This window comes from Mesobacillus thioparans, from assembly GCF_965138835.1.
Classification (GTDB): domain Bacteria; phylum Bacillota; class Bacilli; order Bacillales; family Cytobacillaceae; genus Mesobacillus; species Mesobacillus thioparans.
Genome location: NZ_CBCSFH010000005.1, coordinates 100,511 through 119,330, shown reverse-complemented (window position 1 = coordinate 119,330; position 18,820 = coordinate 100,511). Strand labels below are relative to the sequence as shown.

Below are 18,820 nucleotides of genomic sequence, written 5' to 3'. Positions count from 1 at the left end.
GAAAAATTGATAAAAACCCTAAGCTGTCGGCCCTAATTCCGTTCAATCAAACGATTAATTATTTGAATTTGCAGAAAATAGTTGCTAAATATTCCAGGAAAAACTTGCTAAAAAGATTATGTGATTGTAGAATGGAATTAATTATTAATGAACGGAGGTGAAGAGAGATGATCAAGACTGTTTTTGTACGCGGATTTTGGAATGAATTCCTTTATTTTTGTCGTGCAAAATTTGCTGTTGCAGCTGTCCACGGGATACGTATGCCCTTTTTTACAGCTCAATATCAAAAACAAACGGTACGATCATCTCTTTTCCCGCTTAGGTGAATGAGGAGGGCACACTTGTCCTCCATTGTATTCATGGAATCCAAAAGCCAGGAGCAGAGCCATCTGCCCCTGGCTTTTTTGCGTTTACCGATAGGTGAAGAGGGGGATCGATTCAGGAGGCAATCATAATGATCACATGCAGTGTTAACCATATAAGCAAAATGTACGGCGGCAATCTGATTTTTGAAGATATGTCATTTGAGATAAATGAAAAGGACCGAGTGGGCCTCGTTGGACCAAATGGCTGCGGCAAGACGACATTGCTGCGACTTGTTGCCGGCATGGAAGAGCCGGACAATGGACAGATTCACTGGAAGAAAGGCCTGAAGATTGGCTATCTGGCCCAAATCCCAGGATATGAAGCAAGCATGACTGCGAGAGATGTCCTTGCGACAGCCTTTGAAGACTTGCTGGAGGTCCAGGATGAGATGAAGCAGATGGAAACGGAGATGGCAGATGCCGGGGAGGACTCGCATAAGCTTGAAAGGCTGCTGGCGAAATACGGTGTTCTCCAGGAGAGGTTTTCGCTTGGCGGCGGCTATGAGATGGAAGCGAATATTGACAGGGTCGCCAACGGCTTGAGGATTGCAGGTTTGTTGGATTCCAATTTCAACAGCTTGAGCGGCGGAGAAAAAACGAAGGTTGGCCTAGGGCTGAGCCTGCTGCGGAATCCAGAGCTGCTTCTTCTCGATGAGCCTACCAACCACCTTGATATCATGGCTGCCGAGTGGCTCGCGGAGTTCCTGAAAGACTATGGTGGCACCGTCATCATCATCTCCCATGACCGCTATTTTCTTGATGAAACGGCGACGAAGATCCTTGATATGGAGGATGGAGAGATTGATCTCTATCACACCAATTACTCAGGATTCGTGCAGGAAAAGGAAGCTAAATTGCTGCGTGAATTCCAGGCGTATGAAGAGCAGCAGCGAAAAATCAAGAAAATGAAGGAAGCGATCAAAAGGCTGAGAGACTGGGCAAACCGCTCGAATCCTCCAAGCTCGGCGCTTCATAAGCGGGCGACGAATATGGAGCGGGCGCTGGCCAGGATAGAAAAGCTCGACCGCCCGATTTTGAACAGGAAAAAAATGAACTTTGAACTCGAGACCGCAGCCCGGAGCGGAAAAGATGTGCTTGTTTTCAAGGAAGTGAAGAAGTCTTTTGGCAGCAGAGAGCTTTTTAACAGCATCAATCTGCAGCTGAAATATCAGGACCGAGCGGCAATTGTCGGCGAAAATGGTTCGGGAAAAACGACGCTGCTGAAGTTCATCAGGAATGAAATTTCACCTGATCAGGGAGAAGTCCGGCTCGGAAGCAATGTCAAAATCGGCTATCTGTCCCAGCATATGGAGCTTTCGAGCAAGGATGGAACTGTACTAGACGCATTCAGGAGTGAAGTCGTCATGAACGAGGGGGAAGCGAGGAATGTGCTCGCCGGATTCCTTTTCTACGGTCCGGCCGTTTTTAAGAAAGTGACTCAGCTGAGCGGAGGGGAACGGATGAGGCTGCGGCTCGCCCAACTGATGCATCAGGACCTTAATTTCCTGATTCTTGATGAACCGACCAACCATTTGGATATCGACTCCAGGGAAGTACTGGAGGAAGCGCTCGAAGGCTTCGAGGGAACACTGCTGGCTGTTTCCCATGACCGCTATTTCCTGAATAAACTTTTTGACAAGGTATACTGGCTGGAAAGCGGAGAGCTGACACAAATAACCGGCAACTACGACCGGGCGAGGATCAAGATGGAAGAAAAGCGGAAGCAGCAAGAGGTTGCGGCCACAGAGGTTATACGTCCCGTAAAAGAGCCTGTAAACAGGGAAAAGGCTGTTAAGGCGTTTCCTGGAGTTTCCAGCGAAGATGAACTGCTCGAGAACATCGAAGCACAGGAAGCAGCCATCGCTTCAATAGAAAACGAAATGGCGCATGTTTCAGACCTGGCTATACTGCAGGAACTTCATCATAAAAAAGAAGTGTTGGAATGCAAATGCAATCAGCTGTATGAAATGCTGGAGGAAATATCATAGTGATCCACAAAGAACTGCTGGGCGGCCAGCAGTTCTTTTTTTGGACTGGAAAAAAACGAGCAGAATTTCCAATTCGCTATATAAATTTGAAACTCGCTATAAAAAAGAAAAAGTCGCTANAAAAATCGAAAAGTCGCTATAAAAAATCGAAACTCGCTATATAATTCGAAAAGTCGCTATAAAAANNNNAAACTCGCTATATAATTCTGAAACATGCTTTAAAAAAGAAACCCTAGCTATAAAATATCCGCTAAAAACCCGAAACGCACTATAAAATCAGTATAAAAATATACTCTTCCTATAAAATCCACTCCCATACTAAAGCATTTACTATTGAAATCGGCTATTAAGCGTTGTTCACCGCCAATTTGCACTTTCTTTAATATTGTCCGGACTTGTCTCATATGTTTATAGGAGTAAATGAGACAGGATTGGGAGAGAAGCTATGAATACTTTTTTAAAAGGGATGTCCATCCTCGTGGTTGCTACTTTTCTTGGTGAAGTGGTGGAATTCCTCGTCAATATGATTCTGGCGCGTGAGCTTGGGGAAAGCGGTATGGGTCATTATATGACGATTTTGCCGACGATCTTTTTAATCATGCTGCTGGCGAATTTTGAGCTGCCCGTGTCGATATCGAAGATGATTGCCGAGCATGATGAGTCGTACCATCGAAGCATGATGCGGCATGCCATCAGGCTGGCAGTGGTGTTTACAACGGTCCTGCTGATTTTGGCTGCCATCGTGATTCCAATCATCCCGGTTTTCAATGACTACCATCCGATGCTTAAATGGGTCGTGCTTTCGCTCATCCCGGTCATGACGATCACGGCGATTGCCAGGGGGTTTTTCATGGGGAAACAGGAAATGGGGAGGATCGCGGTCTCGCATTTCCTGCGGCGAGCTGTTCAGCTTGTCTTGCTATCGGCACTTTTCCAGTATTTCGAGTTTGGCAGTGAAACGGCACTGCTTGTGGCTTTTTGTACGCTTGCGGGGAGCGAACTTGTCGTCTTCCTGTATTTATTGCACCATTTCATCATGTCTTACCAAAAAATCAGGACGGTGCCAGGTAAGCCTGTAAGCGGCCGGGAAGTCAGAAAAAATCTGGTGGAGGTATCCGTTCCGACGACCGGCCTGAGGATTTTCCACTCCCTGACCCATGCCGTCCAGCCCTTCCTGATCAAATTTGCCATCGTCAGCGCAGGGCTATCCCCGGAAATGGCAACAGAACAATTCGGGATGATGGCGGGGATTGCGATGACGATCGGATTTTTCCCGGCGTTCATTGCTCATTCCTTCCTGATCATCCTGATTCCGACCGTTTCGAAGGCCTATGCAGAAAAAGAGTTCGTGAAGCTGCAAAAATTGCTTCAGCAGGTGATGCTGTTGACCTTGCTTTATGGCTTGCCGGCTGTAACGGCTTTTTACTTTCTGGCCGAGCCGTTGACCATGACGTTTTTCCATTCAAAACAAGCGGCTGTCTTTTTGCAGCTGCTGGCACCCTATTTCTTGTTCCATTATTTTACGATCCCGATGCAGGCCTATTTAATCGGGCTCGGACTGGTGAAGGATGCTTTTATCCATTCCGTCTATGCAACCATCGTTACCTTTGCGCTCATTTATCTGGTCGGCTCAAGGCCACAATGGGGGATGGAGGGCGTCATCATCGGAATGAATACCGGCAGTATGGTAATCTTGCTATTGCATTACATGACGATATGCAAGAAGATAGGCATCACCTGGCTGTCCGGGAACACAATCAGGGATTCCCGATTGTAAAAGGAATTTGGACATTTTCGCAGAATATGTAGATAGATGATTTTTTCAGGAGTGATGGTGTGGAAAAAGTATTGCGAGGGCATCATCTCCTCTGTGTGCATGGTTTCAGGGGGATGGGCTATAGTGCTGATTTTGTTAAGAAAATGGAAGGAATCGTGAAGGATATCCGTGATCCCGGCCAGGATTTTTACATAAAAGTTGTTGCTGCTTTCGATGACGCTTGCATGTCTTGTCCGCACCGCGGGCTTGAAATCTGTGAGGCGAGTGAGGGTTCCAATGAGCATGTCCTATCAATGGACGGGAAGGTCATCCGCCATTTAGGGCTTGTTCCCGGCCAGCGCTATTTAAAGTCTGAGCTAGTAAATTGGACCGCTGAAAAAGTTGAACCTGACGACCTTGATGAACTCTGCAAAAATTGTTCCTGGCTGCAGTATGGCGTCTGCAAGGAAGGGATTGCACAACTTCGCGAGAAGAGCAACTCAAGTGCCCAAATGGACTAAAACATAAAGGCTGTTTTCGTAAAGATTGTTGTTAAAATCCTAAAGCCGATTTTAACCTGATAATAGTCTTTTGGTATGTCGGTACTAAGTTTGCAAGCTCTTTTCTCATAATAAGCGTTAATTGTGTGACTAATCTTAGGTAATTCAATCCTATTTTGTAGGCAATAGCAACAAAGTTTGAGAAAAGAGCCAACATAAAAGATGCCTGATCCGTGTTTGAACCATACAACCACAGTGTCAGGCATCTTTAAATTTTTCTTCGATTTTAGGATTATTTCCATATAAGACCAGTACGTCACCTGGCTCCAGTTTCGTTTCATGCGCTTTATTGCGGATATTGATTTCGCCTCTTTTAATGAACAAGAGAATGATATCATCTCCCATATCGACAATGTCATCGAACTTCTTATCAGCAAATCGTGACTCTTCCTCTAAGGCAATCTCCCTTACCTCATCGTCATCCTCCATTAACAGGACATCGCTGATCGGCAAATCAGCAAGTTCATAGTTTTCTTGGAGTTCGCTCTTTAATTTTCTGGCGATCAGATGCTGCACCATTGGAGCTCTCAATACTAGCAGAAGGACCAATAGCCCTCCGGCAACATAGCCGATTTCCATTGTATAAAAATTATCCTCTAACAGTTTGCTGATGGCAGAAATGATAACTGCCAGTGAAAAAGCGCCAAACAAAATCAAAAAAGCGCCCAATCTTCTCCTGACAGGATGGTCAATGATCAGCTCGGATTCCCCAGTCGTAAATCCAGTGCCAGTTAACATCGATATCACCTGGAATCTGGCTATTTTACGTTCCAGCCCCGTCGCCACAAAGATGGATGTATTAATCTCAATCACGGTAAAAACGATGAACAGGTATATGAAAATGAATAAGATGCCCATTATCTCCTCCATTCCTCCCTCTCATGATCTAGTATTGATCGCCGAGGTGTGATTTAAACAAGGCTCTTTTCTCAAACTTTGTTGCTATTGCCTATCTAATAGGAATGAATTTTCTAAGATTATTCACCCAATTAAAGCTTATGCTGAGAAAAGAACTTGCAAACTTAGTACCGACATACAAAATGGCTATGATCACGTTAAAATCGGCTTTAGGATTTTTACAACAAACCTTACGAAAACAGCCTTAAACAAAAATAGACCGGGGAAGCAATTCCCCGGATAATTTTTATCGTTGATCCTGAAGGTTTTCGTTATAATAATTCACTCCGTACATCGCGCCTTCGCTGACCATCTTGTTGTCTTCCACATCCATTGGGTCAGGGTTGCCGGCTTTTTGTACCGGTACGACATCTGTCTTCGATGACATTACCTTTTCCTTAACTTGTGTAGCCATCTCAGTAAGTTTCGCCTTATTTTCCGGCTTCATCGCCATCCACAGTGCTGCGGCTCCGACACCTAACATGACTGCATTTTTGGTTTGCATAGTTTTTCCCTCCTGTAATTTTTTCGCTATTTTTATTGTCTATATTCACATTTACCCGCTCTGTAAAAATGAGAAACATTTTTAAAATGGAAGGCCTGCCAAGTATTAGCGATGTCGTTTTAAGCGTGTTAAAACAGGGAAGATTAATAGTTGATTATCATATATGAAAGGTCTGAGACCATTGAAGCATACATTCAACGAGAATAAATGGATTTGGTATGATTTTGATAAAGGAGAAGAGGAAACAATCAAGGAGGTGGTTTCAAAAGGTCCTGCCTGTGGGGAATGGTTCGACAATATCGAAAAGCAGAATGCAAACCTTCTTGAAATTAACACAGAGACAAAGGGGGAGGAGTACATTTGGGGCTCGCTTATTTATCAGCAGGATATAGAAAAGAAGGGCGATAAAAATATCTTCCATTTTTATATAAGTAAGGACTGCTTTATTACGGTTGATTTTGATATTTCCATTGTTAATACAAGTTCAAGTGGTTTACACAAACAAATGGATCACGCTGAAAATGCGGTTGAAGGTTTCTTCATTGTTCTGGGAGAGATTTTATCTACCTATTTACAAAAGATTGATGCTTATGAAGAACGTCTTCATGACCTTCTGTGGGAAATGAAGGAACAAAACAATCTAAAGATCCTCGAGAGAATCTATGAAAATCGCCATGAACTATTGGTTTGGAAAAACTTGGTTGTTCCGATCGTGGAAATAAAATTTATTGCTGAAGAAGCGTATGGAAAAGAAATTCGTGAATATAGCGAATTTTACCGGGTTGATACCCGGATAGAACGAATAAGAATGCTGTTAAGGGAATACCAGCAGGCAATTGACACGATGGTCAATCTGGAAGAAGTAGTCTCGACCCACCGAGGGAATGAAATCATGAAGACGCTCACGGTCATGACGATTTTATTCACACCAGTGACAGCCTGGGGTGCAGTGTGGGGAATGAACTTCAAAGTGATGCCGGAACTGGAGTGGAAGTTAGGTTATTTATTTGCAGGGGTCTTGATATTGGCTTCAACCGCAGGCCTTTACTATTATTTGAAGGTGAAAGGCTGGACGGGAGATATCCTGAAGGTGAAAAAGAAGAACCGGTTCTTCGGCTAAGATTTGTAGATTAAAGCATAAAAAAATCGCCCTAGGGCGATTTTTTTTATTCAGCCATTTTCACGAGCATATGGGCAAGGGCATGCTGCTGTTCTTTATCGCCGACCTTCCATAGCTCTTGCAATAGCTGCTCTTCCTTATTGCGCGGTGCCACATTCTCGGCGAGATAACCGGCTACCTTTTCCGCCGTTTTTGCCAGCTGCTCTTCATTTAAACCAGCTGTTTTGCCAAGATTGATCCGTTTGCTTAAATAAGTCCTGAACTCATTGAAATCACCAAGAATTTCATCCGCCTGCTGCGAATCCATGCGCTCAAGCGTTTCATCCACCTTGCTCGTATCCACTTCGCCATCTTTATGAATCATATGATCTTTTTCCATGTAAAAAACCTCCTTATTAAAGATAGTTATTAAATACCCTGTTGCCGGAATCTAGTAAACCTGGTGGAGCACATTCAAGGATCGAGGGCTAAAATGAAAGGCTGTTTTCGTAAAGATGTTGCGACGATTTTAACGTGATAAAAATCTCCATTAAAAAAGGTGCGGGCCACTGGGCCTGCACCTTTTTTAAGTCCGACATACGGACGATGGGAGGAGTATTCAGCTGTTGCTATTCAACTTGCCCATCTGGGTTGAATCGATCTTAAATGTATCGATTTAAGACCAGCGTGCCTTGAGACAGCAGCGCGAATCTTCCTCCGCTTGCATAGCCAATGACGTATTCCGAAGTCGCCGTGAAGTCTTTCAACTTAACCAGTCCCTTCCTTACTAATATTGGCATTGCTTCAATCCTGCGGACAATTTAGAGGAGTGTTCTGCTTTAATGAATCAATAAACACTGTAGCCCTTCGATGTTAAGTNNATCGATTTAAGACCAGCGTGCCTTGAGACAGCAGCGCAAATCTTCCTCCGCTTGCTAAGCCAATGACATATTCTGAAGTCGCCGTAAAGTTTTGCACTTTAACCAGTCCCTTCTTTGTTTTGTATTGGCCTTGCACTATATATATACCCGGGTGAAACGTCAGAAAACATAATAAACTCGATTAAAGATTGGTATTAAAGTTAAAAAATGGAATAAAAAAAGGCAGCCGCTTTGGACTGCCTGTGAACCATATTTAGTCATTACTTGATAGGATCCCGAAGAAACGCAGGATATATAGGAAAAGATTAATGAAATCCAGATACAGATTTAGGGCCATCAACGGCACTTCCTCAGGACTTACACCATACTGTTTCATCCTATTGAAATCGAATAGAACATATCCGCTGAAGACGAGGATCCCGATGAATGAATAGGCCATCATTCCAGTGCTGCTAAGAGGCCAAATCCAGTTGAAAATGCCTACTGCGATCAGTGCAAGCAAGGCTGCCATCAGCATGCCGCCAAGAAAGCTGAGGTCACGCTTCGTTTTTGTTCCATAAATCGCAAGACCAGTGAAAACAACAGTAGTGGCTCCGAGCGCATTGATCACGACATTGGCACCAGATATCGCGATATAATGGGCTATGGCCGGATACATCGTCATTCCGGAAATGAACGTAAATGCATAAAGGAATGTATAAGAAATAGCTTTCTTTTTGCGTAAAAAGAACACCCCAATCAGCATCGCAAGCTCGATAATGACAAGCGGCAGGAACAGCGCTGGCGGAATGAACACCCCGGCCATTGTGCCGATGAAGGCGATTGCCAGAGAAAGAGCGAAAGTTTTCATTACCGATGGCATCATCGAGTTATCCGTGTATGCGTACATTAATAAGTCACCTCATAAAATTATTTGTTTATATATACGGGTGACAGGCATCACAGGTTTCATCCAGAACGCGAAAATTCAAATGTGATTTTTTTCCTTTAGAAGATCGCGGATTTCTTTTAAAAGCTCTTCTTTAACATCTGGTGTAGGAACGGCAGGCTTAGCCTCTTCCTTTTTACGATAGCGACTGATGATTCTGATGAAAAAGAAGATAGCGAAGGCTGTGATGAAAAAGTTGACGACAGACTGAAGAAATGCACCGTACTTTACTACTTTATATGTAAGATCAGAAAAGTCAGCGCCGAATGTAGCAAGGCCTACGATCGGCATGATGATGTCATCAACCAGTGAGGAAACGATTTTCCCGAAAGCTGCCCCGATGATGACCCCGACTGCCAGGTCCAGCACATTGCCTTTAAAGGCGAATTTCTTGAACTCATTCCACATTTACTATGTACCCCCTAAAAATGATATCTCTTCTATTTTGCGAGAAGGGGAGGCAAAAAGCAATAGGCCTGATCCCCTTGAGGAAAAGGCCCAATTAACTTCACTGAATCAGTCTCATCTTCAACGCCTTTACTGCTGCATCTGTCCGATTCTTGGCGTCGAGTTTATGGATGATGGCAGAAATATAGTCACGGACCGTATAGGCACTGAGATGGAGTGTGTCAGCTGCTTCATTGATGGATGCACCTTCGGCGATGAGCTTGAGCACTTCCCGTTCACGGATGGTCAGGACGGCGTGCTGGACGCCAAAAAGTTGGACGGCATCTTCGTAATACTGGTTCAATAATTCACCGCCATATTGTCCGAACTTGATGAGCGCTGTCAGAGTCTGATTGTTGACGGTAAATGACTTGTTTTCTCCGCGGTCAAGAAGCGCGAGGCCAATCAGTTTATTCTCGGCAGGTACGTAAATCGGCAGGACGACAAGCGACTTCAAACTGTAATCGCGGACATATTTCACCGGCAGAATCTCGGCCGCGTCTTCAATGAAAATCGGCTTTGAATGGCTGAAATGCTTTAAGTATTTACGCAAGAGCGGGAATTCAGCGATGCTTTCCTTAATATGCTGGACGGAGCCTGTATTGACATTATGCGCATGGACGCCGACACCGCTTTGCTCGCCAGGGGAGTAGATGAAAAGGGCACAGCGCGAAAAAGGAAGATAATCCACCAGTCCCTGGGTAATCATTTTGACCGCTTCCGAAGCGCTCTGCGAATGGATTAGCCGCTGCTGGAACAGGAGGCTGGCATCCTTCCACTCAAGCTCGCTTTCCAGGTGATTCAGTTTCATTTGTTTCAAATACATTTTTCTCAGCGTTTCTTTTTGCTCATCTGTTATAGTCTCGGCCTGTTCCTTTACACAAAGCATCAACGTCTCAGTCAGGCAGGGAATCGTGATGATCTGAGGTGCTTCATTGCCTGGTGACAGCAATCTGCCAAGGGCGGTCGACACATCTGCCAGATGGTCTGCCTGCAGGCCCTCACACATGGTGACTAGCTGCTCAGTTGCCGGCAGGGCGTCTCCACAGACGACTTTATGAACCTTGAATCTGGATTTTTCATTGCGGATGACCGCGAGCCAATTGCTTGGAACAGTCCTCAGCCCGAGGATGGTCTTCAGCCACTTATCATCCTGATACTCCAGCCGCTGTGTGCGCAAGACCTTATCGATGATCCTCGTAAAAAAGATCTGGACAGCCTGGTGATCAAGGAATCCAGCATTCTTTCTTTTTAATGCTTTATGAAAAAGGTTCTCCACTGCACTGATCAGGAAAATGGCGTCAAAGTCATCGACGAATTCCGGATGGCGCTTTTGCCACTTCTGCACCAGCAGCTGGATGAAATCATTTGTAGAGACGAAAGTGGTCTTTGTAAGATTGTTGAAGCCATAAACAATCATGCGTTCAAACTCTGATAAAAGGTCATTTTGCAAGGCCCTTAAATCCTTCTTCAAGCAGGACCATTCTTCAAGAAAAGGTTTCTCGTATTCTTTTAAAAGGAACAAACCTCTAATGGCCAAATCCTCAATTTTATGTTCCATCAGGCGACCTCACTCTCAAATTCTGGTAAAATACTATTCGTTTAAAAATTCAGATTTTTGTCCGTCAAAATCTTATACCCGACATTTTACGGGGTTAACACGTTGGTAACGATTTTTTTCGGAGTTGTTGGCTTGATTTTTCGGGGATATAGTATGGGGAGAATTAATTTTGAATTTTAAAAATATTTTACGGAGGTGGCTTTCTTGAACGGAGCTGTCGTAATGGAAAGCAAGACGAATAAAAAGGTGTTTTGGGGTGCGCTCGCATCAGGCTTGCTGGCGCTGGGAATCCTGCTCGTGTCTTTCGGGCTTTCCGGTGTGGCCTATGCAGTACCGATTGCCGGTGTGGGGGATTTCTATGTTGAATTCGATAAGCTTGAGGGGCAAGGCTATAAATTCTATCCAAAACTAGGCGAGACGAGCAGCTCTGACGCTGCACCGCAAGGAACGAATATCATCGATACCCTGACCATCGACAATCTGAAATTATATAAGGACTTTCAGGTAGGCGGCGAATGGATTCGCGTCAAAATCCAGGCATCGAAGCCAGTTCAGATTTCCGGTCTCCAGCATGATGCCGGGCTGATTGAAGCGAATGCCAAATTCCAGAATCTCGCGCTTAAGGAAAACAACAGCACCGACTGGACAAAGCAATTCGAGCAGACATCAAGCACGATCACACTTGAGAATGCCAGATTGAAAACGCATTACTTATTCCAGGAGACCATCAACATGGCGGGCATGAAATTGACCGTGGAAAAAATCGATAAGAAATAATCGAGGTGACAGATATGGTTTTTAAAAAGTGGAGGCATACAAGGCCTTTTTTCGGAGCGATATTGACTGTATTAAGCGGGCTGATGATTCTATGGGTGCCGTTGAACCTGTATTTGAGCACCTTCCTGCCAGGATCGGTCGCAGTTATCGGCTTGCTGTTTGGCGGATTGATCACGCTGATGGGATTGATGTCGTTCTTTTTGCCAAGTGCTTCAAGGGCATTGGGCATCATCGTCATTTTTTTATCCATTCTATCGGTCATTGGCGCTCTGGGAGGCTTCCTGTTCGGGACGATATTCGGCATCATTGGCGGTGCATTGCTCACTGCCTGGAGGTTGGTGCCGGCAGAAGAGTCAGCAAAATCACCAGGCTCGGACGTCACAGAGCAACCAGCCAAAACGGGATAAAGGGGCGGAAAAATGAAGATTGTCAAACATCGGTTACTTTTAATAGCAATGTCCATTCAACTCGCTACAATCACCTTTCTCCCTTTTAGTGAAAAAGTAAATGCAGCTGGAAGTGATGTCGACGGCTTCATCATCCAGGCTGACAGAGTCGTCGGCGAAAATATGCAGGCAACGGTTGTGGCTGGAGAGACGTCAGGCTCTAAAGCCAAGCCGATGCTGCGGATCACCTACGATTCCGCACAGATTTACGGCATGAGACTGACTAAACAGTTCACGACTCCAGGAGGAACCGTGAGCATCACGATGAAAGCAAGCGGCCCCGTCCATATAAAAGGAATGCAGGTCGATGCCAGCGCGATTTCCTTCAAGGGAGCATGCGTGCACGCAGCGAAAGTCATCCCGAATGCTGCGCTCGAAGGAGTGACGATGGTCGCCCATTCCATGAAAGCCGCTGATAGCAGTCTTGACCAGCTCCAGCTGCAGACAGTCAGCGGCAATGGCGGTGTCCAGAAGCCAGGCACCCTGAAAATTTTACAGGAACTTGGATCAATGCCATTCAAACAGATGAAGAAGGAGATTGGAAAAATCACCAGCGGACAGCTTCCGCTTACCTGTGAAGGAGATGAAGAGAGCGGTGATCGAGGTGAGGGTGCAGTAGGCGCCATCACGGAACCTGCCGACGAACTGCTTGACGACGTGACCGACCCAGTCGATGATGCGATTGGGGAAGTGACAGATCCGTTGGATGATACGATCGGGAAAGTTACAGATCCTCTCGAAGATACAATCGGGAAGGTGACGGATCCACTCGATGACACGATCGGAAAAGTGACCGACCCAATCAAGAAGGCGACCGATCCGCTGAAAGACACAGTTGGAAAGGTAACCGAACCGGTCAAGGATACAGTCGATAAGGTTGTGACACCTGTAGATAAGACCGTGGGCAAAGTAACAGAGCCTGTGAAAGAGGTCGTCAAAGAAACGACCGACACTGCGAAAAAAGTGACTGAACTGGTGACAGAGCCAGTAAAAGGCACAGTTGACACCACCGCAAAATCCGCCTGTGAAAAGCTCAAGGCTGCGAATGGCGACATCACCAAAGAACTGGGCCTGGAATTGATCGACAAGGCACTGGCAGAAAACAAGATGCTGGATGAACTTTGCCCAACAGACACGAAACTGACAGACCAGCTTGAAAGCTGGACAGAAGACCTGCTCAATTCACTTGGATTGCTGAAGCTGCTTGGATTGAAACCGAGCGAAGAAGAACAGCTGAAAAAGATGAGAGAAGCGATTTTAAAAGAACCAGATGGATCAGTCATCAATTTTGACTAACAGAAAAGGCAGAGGATCATTCCTCTGCCTGTTAATATTTTATTGCGAAAGATTTATAGGTTTCGGTATTTTCAACCTCGTTCACTTCAATATGGTCAACAGTGGAGAAAGGATTGCCTCTTCGCACCTCGTCAATGAATTTCTCGAGATCAACTTTAGGACCCGAAGCAAGAATCTCAACGCCGCCTTCCCGCAGATTCCTTACCCAGCCTGTAACTCCAAACTGAATAGCTTTCATCTGCGTATAGTACCGATACCCCACACCCTGAACCTCTCCTGACACAATAATCTGTAATTGAATCAAGACGTCGCCCCCAGATAAACAATTAGGTTAACAATATATCTAATATTATATTTAAAGATTCCTTGATAACTTCATTATAGCACAGTGAATTAGGGTGCATAAGGGAAAAGAAGTTTTAATTTTGGCAGGACGTTTTTGTAAAAACTATATTAAATTAGTGATTCAGACAGGTTTGATAGGAATAGGGATAAAGCTGTCAAGAANAGTNNGNGATTTTGACAGGTTTGGTGGGAGTAGGGTTAAAGCTGTCAAGAAAAGTAAGTGATTTTGACAGGTTTGATGGGAGTAGAGCAAAAGCTGTCCGAAGTAGAGCTGAGTTCGGACAGGTTGGGGGGTGAAAGAGCAAAAGCTGTCCGAAGTAGAGCGAAGTTAGGACAGGTTGGAGGGTGAAAGAGCAAAAGCTGTCCGAAGCAGAGCCAAGTTCGGACAGGTTGGAGGGTGAAAGAGTAAAAGCTGTCTGAAGTAGAGAAGAGTTCGGACAGGTTTGAGGGCAAAAGCAGAAAAGCTGTCTGAAGTAGAGCGAAGTTTGGACAGGTTGGAGGGTGAAAGAGCAAAAGCTGTCCGAAGTAGAGCGAAGTTCGGACAGGTTGGAGGGTGAAAGAGCAAAAGCTGTCCGAAGTAGAGCTGAGTTCGGACAGGTTGGAGGGTGAAAGAGCAAAAGCTGTCCGAAGTAGAGCCGAGTTCGGACAGGTTGGAGGTGAAAGAGCAAAAGCTGTCAGAAGCAGAGCCGAACTACCCCAACAAAAAAACAGCCGAACTAATTTGTCCGGCTGTTGCTTGTTAAATATCCAATTTTACAGGGCCCAGTCACCATTACGGAATACTGGTTCAGCGGTTCCATCTGCTGTGATGCCGTCGATGTCCATTTTATCGGATCCGATCATGAAGTCGACGTGCGTGATGCTTTCGTTCAGGCCGTTTTCAGCCAGTTCTTCTGATGACATTGTCTTGCCGCCTTCTACGCAGAAAGCATAAGCGCTGCCGATTGCGAAGTGGTTTGATGCATTCTCATCGAAAAGTGTGTTGAAGAACAACACATTTGATTGAGAGATTGGCGAGTTGAATGGAACAAGGGCAACTTCACCAAGATAATGTGAACCTTCATCGGTTGCGACAAGCTGCTTCAAGATTTCTTCACCTTCTTCTGCTTCGACACCGACGATTTTTCCGTTTTCGAAAGTCAGCTTGAAGTTGTCGATAATGTTTCCGCCATAGCTAAGCGGCTTTGTGCTTGAAACATAACCGTTCACGCCTGTTTTCAACGGAACAGAGAAGACTTCTTCAGTCGGCATATTGGCCATGAACTCGTTGCCTTGCTCGTTCACGCTGCCAGCTCCAACCCAGATGTGCTTTTCAGGAAGCTCGACTGTCAGGTCCGTGCCTGGGGCTTTATAGTGAAGCTTCTTATAACGCTTGCCGTTCAGATAGTCAACCTTTTCGTGAAGGGAAGAGTCGTGCTCTTTCCATGCAGCAACCGGATCTGGAGTATCGACGCGGACTGCCTTGAAAATTGCGTCCCAAAGCTTCTGTACTGCAGTTTCAGCAGAATCTTCAGGGAACACCATTTTTGCCCAACCTTCAGAAGGAGCGGCAATGACTGTCCAGCTTACTTTATCAGATTGTATGTACTTACGGTATTTTGAAAGTGCTGTTCCAGCAGCTTTCTGGAAGTTTGCGATTCGTTCGGACTTTACACCTTTCAACAGGTCAGGACTTGAAGAAACAATTGACATGAATGCCGCACCGTTTTCAGCAAGGTCTTCCACTTCACGTGCTCGCCATTCAGGGTACTCTGTGAACGCCTCATCTGGTGCATGATCGTATTTCGTCCTGTTCACGACGTCATCATTCCAGTTCACAACGACGTTTTTAGCGCCAGCTTCGTACGCCTTTTTCACAACTAGACGGACAAACTCAGCAGAGTCGATCGTCGTATTGACGACAAGCGTCTGGTCCTTCTGGATGTTCACGCCAACCTTGACAGCAAGATCCGCATATTTTTCTAAATTCGTTTGGAAATCACTCATTTATTTCGCCCCTTTTCTGAATCTTCTTTTATATTGTAACGATTCCACAGGAAAAAAGAAACTTAAGACATTCGACTTTTGCAGACAGGGAGAGAGCTGGTTATCAACTACAAAGATGCTTTTTAATATTCCACTATGAAAAAAAAAAACCATGCAGGGCAGATTCCCCGCATGGTTTTTTAGCACTTCCTAAACACCGGCTGACTTCCTGCTCTCATACATCCGGAACATCACCCAGAACAGCACCGCGCTTAAAACAGCAAGTACGCTCAGGATGGTGAAGGTCCAGCCATAACCGATCCACACGGTGAGCGGGATGCTGATTGGTGCGATCGTCCGGCCTAGTGTATAGCGCAACGAGGCCGCTGCGAAATATTGGCCGCGCATTTTCTCGGGTGCCAGATTCGAAATGAAGGTTTGCTGTAAACCGGCCGTCATCAGCTCAGCCAGCGTGAAGACCGCCATTGCTAAAATCAACCCCCAAATCCAGTAAGTCGCGCCGAACATCAGGATGGAAACGGCATAAACAAGCGACGATAACACAAATACATTCCGTTCAGGGAAGCGCGTTACCCACTTAGTGACAGCGACGGTGAAGAGGGCGACAAGCAATCCGTTCTCGGAAAGGATCAAGCCAAAGGCCTGCTCGCCATTCACGGTGAACACCTTGCTGCCCAATTCCAATACGGTCTGATTATTCACCATTTCCTTTGTATAAACAGGGAATAACAGATCCAGCTGCATAAAAGTCTGTGCTGCCAAAATCCCGGCGATGATGAACATGAGGAAAACTTTGTCCTGGATGATGACTTTGTAGTCAGCAATCTGTTCTTTAAGGAAATCATACCATTTCCCATTTTCCGCACGAGCCTGTTTAGAGGAAGCAGGAACCGTTTCACGCGTCCATTTTGCCAGTACAAGCGCAAGCAGGATCGAGATAATTGCCACGGCGATCATCAATTCAAACCGGTATTTTACGTAAAAAATTGCCCCTAAGATTGGGCCGACAACGACGGCGATATTGATCTGTGTATAAAAAATCGCGAACACACTGCTGCGGTCTTTTTCCGGGACGACGTCTGCAACCATCGCCTGGCTCGCGGGCCAGTAGATGGAGCCGAACACGCCGACCAGAGCGAAACAGATAAACCCAAGCATAGGGGACGTATACCACGGTGATACCGCATAGGCAAAAACAAGGAATGCAATCCCCTGTCCAAATGCGGAAATCACCATCATCCGCTTGCGGCCGAACCGGTCAGCCGTATAGCCGCCAAGCAAATTGGCAAACACCGAGAACACCTGGGAAAAAATCAGCAGGAATCCCGCCTTATCCTTCCCAAAGCTTTCGGCAAAATAAATCGTTAAAAACGGGAAAAACATCCAAAAGGTTATATTCATCAGTGCTTCGCCAAACAGGCGAATCTTCAGGTTGCGGTCCCAATCTCTTATTCTCATGATGCTGCTCCTTAGTTTCCTTTTAAGTATAATCTTTTTGTAGTGTCCAGCTACAGCGCCAAGCCTCTCGAGACGCTTCGGTCCTGCCAATGAAGTCAAAGAACAACTTCACTGTCAGGCCCTCCAGCGCTTGTCGAGGCAGAACGAGGCGCTTCCGCTTTTCGATTTTTATGACAACCAACGAATATCATACTACTCCAAAGGAATTTTTTACAAGTTAAACCCTTCAAATTGAAAATAAAGAACAGCACCTTATTAGGGTGCTGTTGCAAGACTATTCCTTATCCTCAAGTGCTGCTTTCAGCAAATCTCCGAGGCTTGTGCCGAAGTTTTCCTGGGATGGCGCGTATTTTTCCTTCAGCTTGCGCTCCTCGCGCTTGGTTACGTCTTTTTTCTTTTTGTCCTCAGCCTTTTCGACGACATTGCAGCGGCGGCATTGGAAGTAGGCGCCTGCCTTGCCGTTATGGATTTCCATCCGCTTGTGGCATTGCGGGCAGCGGCGCTGGGACAGTTTAGGATCCTTATGCTTGCGGAAGCTGCATTCAGGGCTTGAGCAGACAAGGATTCGCCCTTCTTTTGTCTTGCGTTCCTTCATGAACTCACCGCATTCAGGACATTTTGAGCCAGTCATGTTATGGGCCCGGTAAGTTTTGTCGCTTTTCTTGATTTCGGATACGAGAAGGGAAGTTTGTTCGCGAATCCGTTTTTTGAATGCCTTCGGATCGCCTTTGCCGCGGGCGATTTCCTCCAGTTCTTTTTCCCACTTAGCTGTCAGTTCCGGGGAGGTCAGTTCGTCGTTGACAAGATCGAGAAGCTGTTTCCCTTTCCGTGTTGAGTACAGGCGGCCGTTCTGGCGCTCGACGACCTCCGATGAAATCAGGCGTTCGATGATTTCTGCTCTTGTTGCCGGCGTGCCGAGGCCGAATTTCTCCATTTTTGACAGGATATCCGATTCAGACAAGCGCAGCGGCGGCTCGGTCATCTTCTTGTTCACTGTCACCTGGCCTACATTGTAGCTTTTGCCTTTTTCCAGATGGCCAAGCGATTGAGTTGCGGTGTCATCCTCATCTTTTCCAAGTACCTTTTTAAAGCCGATCTCAAGGATGTTCGTTTCGCGTGCCGACAATGTTTCACCCTCGACTTCGAAGCTTGCATGAACAACTTCATATTGATAGGCCGGGTAAAATAAAGCAAGGAACCGGCGGACAATCAAGTCGTACAGCTTCCGTTCATCAGGTGACAAATCAGCAAGGTGAAGCTGTTCCTCTGTTGGGATGATGGCGTGGTGGTCGGTGACCTTTTCGTTATTGAACACACGGCGTGCCTGGACTTTGCCTTTTTGGGCGACTGCCGGTTTTGCTTCATCCCGGTAACCTGACATGATTCCCTGAAGACGGTCGAGCATCGTTGCTTCCATGTCGGTCGTCAAATAACGTGAGTCTGTCCGGTATCTATTAACAATTGTACATAAATAGTTTCTGTGCATTAATAGCCAAAGCACCTTTTTTTATCAACGTTTCATCCT

At 45.8% G+C, this 18,820-nt stretch carries 19 protein-coding genes; 8 read left to right on the top strand and 11 right to left on the bottom strand.

Annotated elements, in window-relative coordinates:
- Positions 1-167 precede the first annotated feature (167 nt).
- The 4 genes from ACNAZ4_RS10575 (at position 168) to ACNAZ4_RS10560 (ending at position 4,630) form a co-directional block, all read left to right on the top strand.
- Positions 168-326 carry an RAxF-45 family protein gene (locus ACNAZ4_RS10575; RefSeq protein ID WP_415814323.1) on the top strand — a complete coding sequence of 53 codons (159 nt, stop codon included), beginning with the start codon at positions 168-170 and terminating at the stop codon, positions 324-326.
- Positions 327-454: 128 nt separating this feature from the next.
- Positions 455-2,353, top strand: coding sequence for a ribosomal protection-like ABC-F family protein (gene abc-f, locus ACNAZ4_RS10570; protein WP_415814322.1), 1,899 nt, complete (start codon positions 455-457; stop codon positions 2,351-2,353).
- 445 nt (positions 2,354-2,798) lie between these two features.
- A complete protein-coding gene (locus ACNAZ4_RS10565; RefSeq protein ID WP_415814320.1) occupies positions 2,799-4,130 on the top strand; it encodes a polysaccharide biosynthesis protein in 1,332 nt (443 codons plus the stop codon).
- A 113-nt stretch (positions 4,131-4,243) separates the two neighbouring features.
- On the top strand, positions 4,244-4,630 hold the full coding sequence (locus tag ACNAZ4_RS10560; protein WP_415814490.1) for a DUF1284 domain-containing protein: 387 nt from the start codon (positions 4,244-4,246) through the stop codon (positions 4,628-4,630).
- A gap of 237 nt (positions 4,631-4,867) precedes the next feature.
- Here the strand turns inward: ACNAZ4_RS10560 and ACNAZ4_RS10555 are convergent, their stop codons facing one another.
- Positions 4,868-5,527, bottom strand: coding sequence for a TrkA C-terminal domain-containing protein (locus tag ACNAZ4_RS10555; RefSeq protein ID WP_415814319.1), 660 nt, complete (start codon positions 5,525-5,527; stop codon positions 4,868-4,870).
- A gap of 286 nt (positions 5,528-5,813) precedes the next feature.
- Positions 5,814-6,071, bottom strand: coding sequence for a hypothetical protein (locus tag ACNAZ4_RS10550; protein ID WP_415814318.1), 258 nt, complete (start codon positions 6,069-6,071; stop codon positions 5,814-5,816).
- A 181-nt stretch (positions 6,072-6,252) separates the two neighbouring features.
- On the opposite strand from ACNAZ4_RS10550, the gene ACNAZ4_RS10545 reads away from it, so the two are divergent.
- Positions 6,253-7,191 carry a magnesium transporter CorA family protein gene (locus ACNAZ4_RS10545; RefSeq protein ID WP_415814317.1) on the top strand — a complete coding sequence of 313 codons (939 nt, stop codon included), beginning with the start codon at positions 6,253-6,255 and terminating at the stop codon, positions 7,189-7,191.
- Between the two features lie 46 nt (positions 7,192-7,237).
- Here the strand turns inward: ACNAZ4_RS10545 and ACNAZ4_RS10540 are convergent, their stop codons facing one another.
- The 5 genes from ACNAZ4_RS10540 to ACNAZ4_RS10520 all read right to left on the bottom strand — a co-directional run bounded on the left by ACNAZ4_RS10540 (position 7,238) and on the right by ACNAZ4_RS10520 (position 10,987).
- Complete coding sequence (locus tag ACNAZ4_RS10540; RefSeq protein ID WP_415814316.1) at positions 7,238-7,570, bottom strand: DUF3243 domain-containing protein; 333 nt, start codon at positions 7,568-7,570, stop codon at positions 7,238-7,240.
- 262 nt (positions 7,571-7,832) lie between these two features.
- Entirely contained in the window at positions 7,833-7,970 is a 138-nt protein-coding gene (locus ACNAZ4_RS10535) for a hypothetical protein (protein ID WP_176167229.1), read from the bottom strand.
- A gap of 334 nt (positions 7,971-8,304) precedes the next feature.
- Positions 8,305-8,940 (bottom strand): Bax inhibitor-1/YccA family protein, encoded by a 636-nt coding sequence (locus tag ACNAZ4_RS10530; protein ID WP_415814315.1) that lies wholly within the window; start codon positions 8,938-8,940, stop codon positions 8,305-8,307.
- A gap of 78 nt (positions 8,941-9,018) precedes the next feature.
- Positions 9,019-9,387, bottom strand: a complete 369-nt coding sequence (gene mscL / locus ACNAZ4_RS10525) for a large-conductance mechanosensitive channel protein MscL (RefSeq protein WP_415814314.1) — start codon at positions 9,385-9,387, stop codon at positions 9,019-9,021.
- 100 nt (positions 9,388-9,487) lie between these two features.
- Positions 9,488-10,987 (bottom strand): response regulator transcription factor, encoded by a 1,500-nt coding sequence (locus ACNAZ4_RS10520; RefSeq protein ID WP_415814313.1) that lies wholly within the window; start codon positions 10,985-10,987, stop codon positions 9,488-9,490.
- Positions 10,988-11,191: 204 nt separating this feature from the next.
- Here ACNAZ4_RS10520 and ACNAZ4_RS10515 point away from each other — a divergent pair, with 204 nt between their 5' ends.
- Genes ACNAZ4_RS10515 through ACNAZ4_RS10505 form a run of 3 tightly spaced genes read left to right on the top strand, consistent with a single transcriptional unit; the run spans position 11,192 to position 13,506 of the window.
- Positions 11,192-11,764, top strand: a complete 573-nt coding sequence (locus ACNAZ4_RS10515; protein WP_415814312.1) for a DUF6230 family protein — start codon at positions 11,192-11,194, stop codon at positions 11,762-11,764.
- A gap of 14 nt (positions 11,765-11,778) precedes the next feature.
- Positions 11,779-12,171, top strand: a complete 393-nt coding sequence (locus ACNAZ4_RS10510; RefSeq protein WP_415814310.1) for a DUF6114 domain-containing protein — start codon at positions 11,779-11,781, stop codon at positions 12,169-12,171.
- A 12-nt stretch (positions 12,172-12,183) separates the two neighbouring features.
- On the top strand, positions 12,184-13,506 hold the full coding sequence (locus ACNAZ4_RS10505) for a hypothetical protein (RefSeq protein WP_415814309.1): 1,323 nt from the start codon (positions 12,184-12,186) through the stop codon (positions 13,504-13,506).
- 31 nt (positions 13,507-13,537) lie between these two features.
- On the opposite strand, the gene ACNAZ4_RS10500 is transcribed toward ACNAZ4_RS10505, so the two are convergent.
- From ACNAZ4_RS10500 to ACNAZ4_RS10485, 4 genes are all read right to left on the bottom strand, one after another.
- The gene (locus ACNAZ4_RS10500) at positions 13,538-13,810 is read right to left on the bottom strand and encodes an acylphosphatase (RefSeq protein WP_415814308.1); all 273 of its coding nucleotides are present in this window, start codon (positions 13,808-13,810) and stop codon (positions 13,538-13,540) included.
- Positions 13,811-14,604: 794 nt separating this feature from the next.
- A complete protein-coding gene (locus tag ACNAZ4_RS10495) occupies positions 14,605-15,837 on the bottom strand; it encodes an aminopeptidase (protein ID WP_415814307.1) in 1,233 nt (410 codons plus the stop codon).
- A gap of 189 nt (positions 15,838-16,026) precedes the next feature.
- Positions 16,027-17,295, bottom strand: a complete 1,269-nt coding sequence (locus ACNAZ4_RS10490; RefSeq protein ID WP_415814306.1) for an MDR family MFS transporter — start codon at positions 17,293-17,295, stop codon at positions 16,027-16,029.
- Between the two features lie 274 nt (positions 17,296-17,569).
- Positions 17,570-18,781 carry a DNA topoisomerase gene (locus ACNAZ4_RS10485; protein ID WP_415814305.1) on the bottom strand — a complete coding sequence of 404 codons (1,212 nt, stop codon included), beginning with the start codon at positions 18,779-18,781 and terminating at the stop codon, positions 17,570-17,572.
- Positions 18,782-18,820 lie beyond the last annotated feature (39 nt).

Bases quoted from the DNA above. Each gene is read 5' to 3' on its own strand.
- ACNAZ4_RS10575 (WP_415814323.1), top strand. From the start codon at position 168: ATGATCAAGACTGTTTTTGTACGCGGATTTTGGAATGAATTCCTTTAT.
- abc-f (WP_415814322.1), top strand. From the start codon at position 455: ATGATCACATGCAGTGTTAACCATATAAGCAAAATGTACGGCGGCAAT.
- ACNAZ4_RS10565 (WP_415814320.1), top strand. From the start codon at position 2,799: ATGAATACTTTTTTAAAAGGGATGTCCATCCTCGTGGTTGCTACTTTT.
- ACNAZ4_RS10560 (WP_415814490.1), top strand. From the start codon at position 4,244: ATGGGCTATAGTGCTGATTTTGTTAAGAAAATGGAAGGAATCGTGAAG.
- ACNAZ4_RS10555 (WP_415814319.1), bottom strand. From the start codon at position 5,527: ATGGGCATCTTATTCATTTTCATATACCTGTTCATCGTTTTTACCGTG.
- ACNAZ4_RS10550 (WP_415814318.1), bottom strand. From the start codon at position 6,071: ATGCAAACCAAAAATGCAGTCATGTTAGGTGTCGGAGCCGCAGCACTG.
- ACNAZ4_RS10540 (WP_415814316.1), bottom strand. From the start codon at position 7,570: ATGGAAAAAGATCATATGATTCATAAAGATGGCGAAGTGGATACGAGC.
- ACNAZ4_RS10535 (WP_176167229.1), bottom strand. From the start codon at position 7,970: ATGCCAATATTAGTAAGGAAGGGACTGGTTAAGTTGAAAGACTTCACG.
- ACNAZ4_RS10530 (WP_415814315.1), bottom strand. From the start codon at position 8,940: ATGTACGCATACACGGATAACTCGATGATGCCATCGGTAATGAAAACT.
- mscL (WP_415814314.1), bottom strand. From the start codon at position 9,387: ATGTGGAATGAGTTCAAGAAATTCGCCTTTAAAGGCAATGTGCTGGAC.
- ACNAZ4_RS10520 (WP_415814313.1), bottom strand. From the start codon at position 10,987: ATGGAACATAAAATTGAGGATTTGGCCATTAGAGGTTTGTTCCTTTTA.
- ACNAZ4_RS10510 (WP_415814310.1), top strand. From the start codon at position 11,779: ATGGTTTTTAAAAAGTGGAGGCATACAAGGCCTTTTTTCGGAGCGATA.
- ACNAZ4_RS10505 (WP_415814309.1), top strand. From the start codon at position 12,184: ATGAAGATTGTCAAACATCGGTTACTTTTAATAGCAATGTCCATTCAA.
- ACNAZ4_RS10495 (WP_415814307.1), bottom strand. From the start codon at position 15,837: ATGAGTGATTTCCAAACGAATTTAGAAAAATATGCGGATCTTGCTGTC.
- ACNAZ4_RS10490 (WP_415814306.1), bottom strand. From the start codon at position 17,295: ATGAGAATAAGAGATTGGGACCGCAACCTGAAGATTCGCCTGTTTGGC.
- ACNAZ4_RS10485 (WP_415814305.1), bottom strand. From the start codon at position 18,781: ATGCACAGAAACTATTTATGTACAATTGTTAATAGATACCGGACAGAC.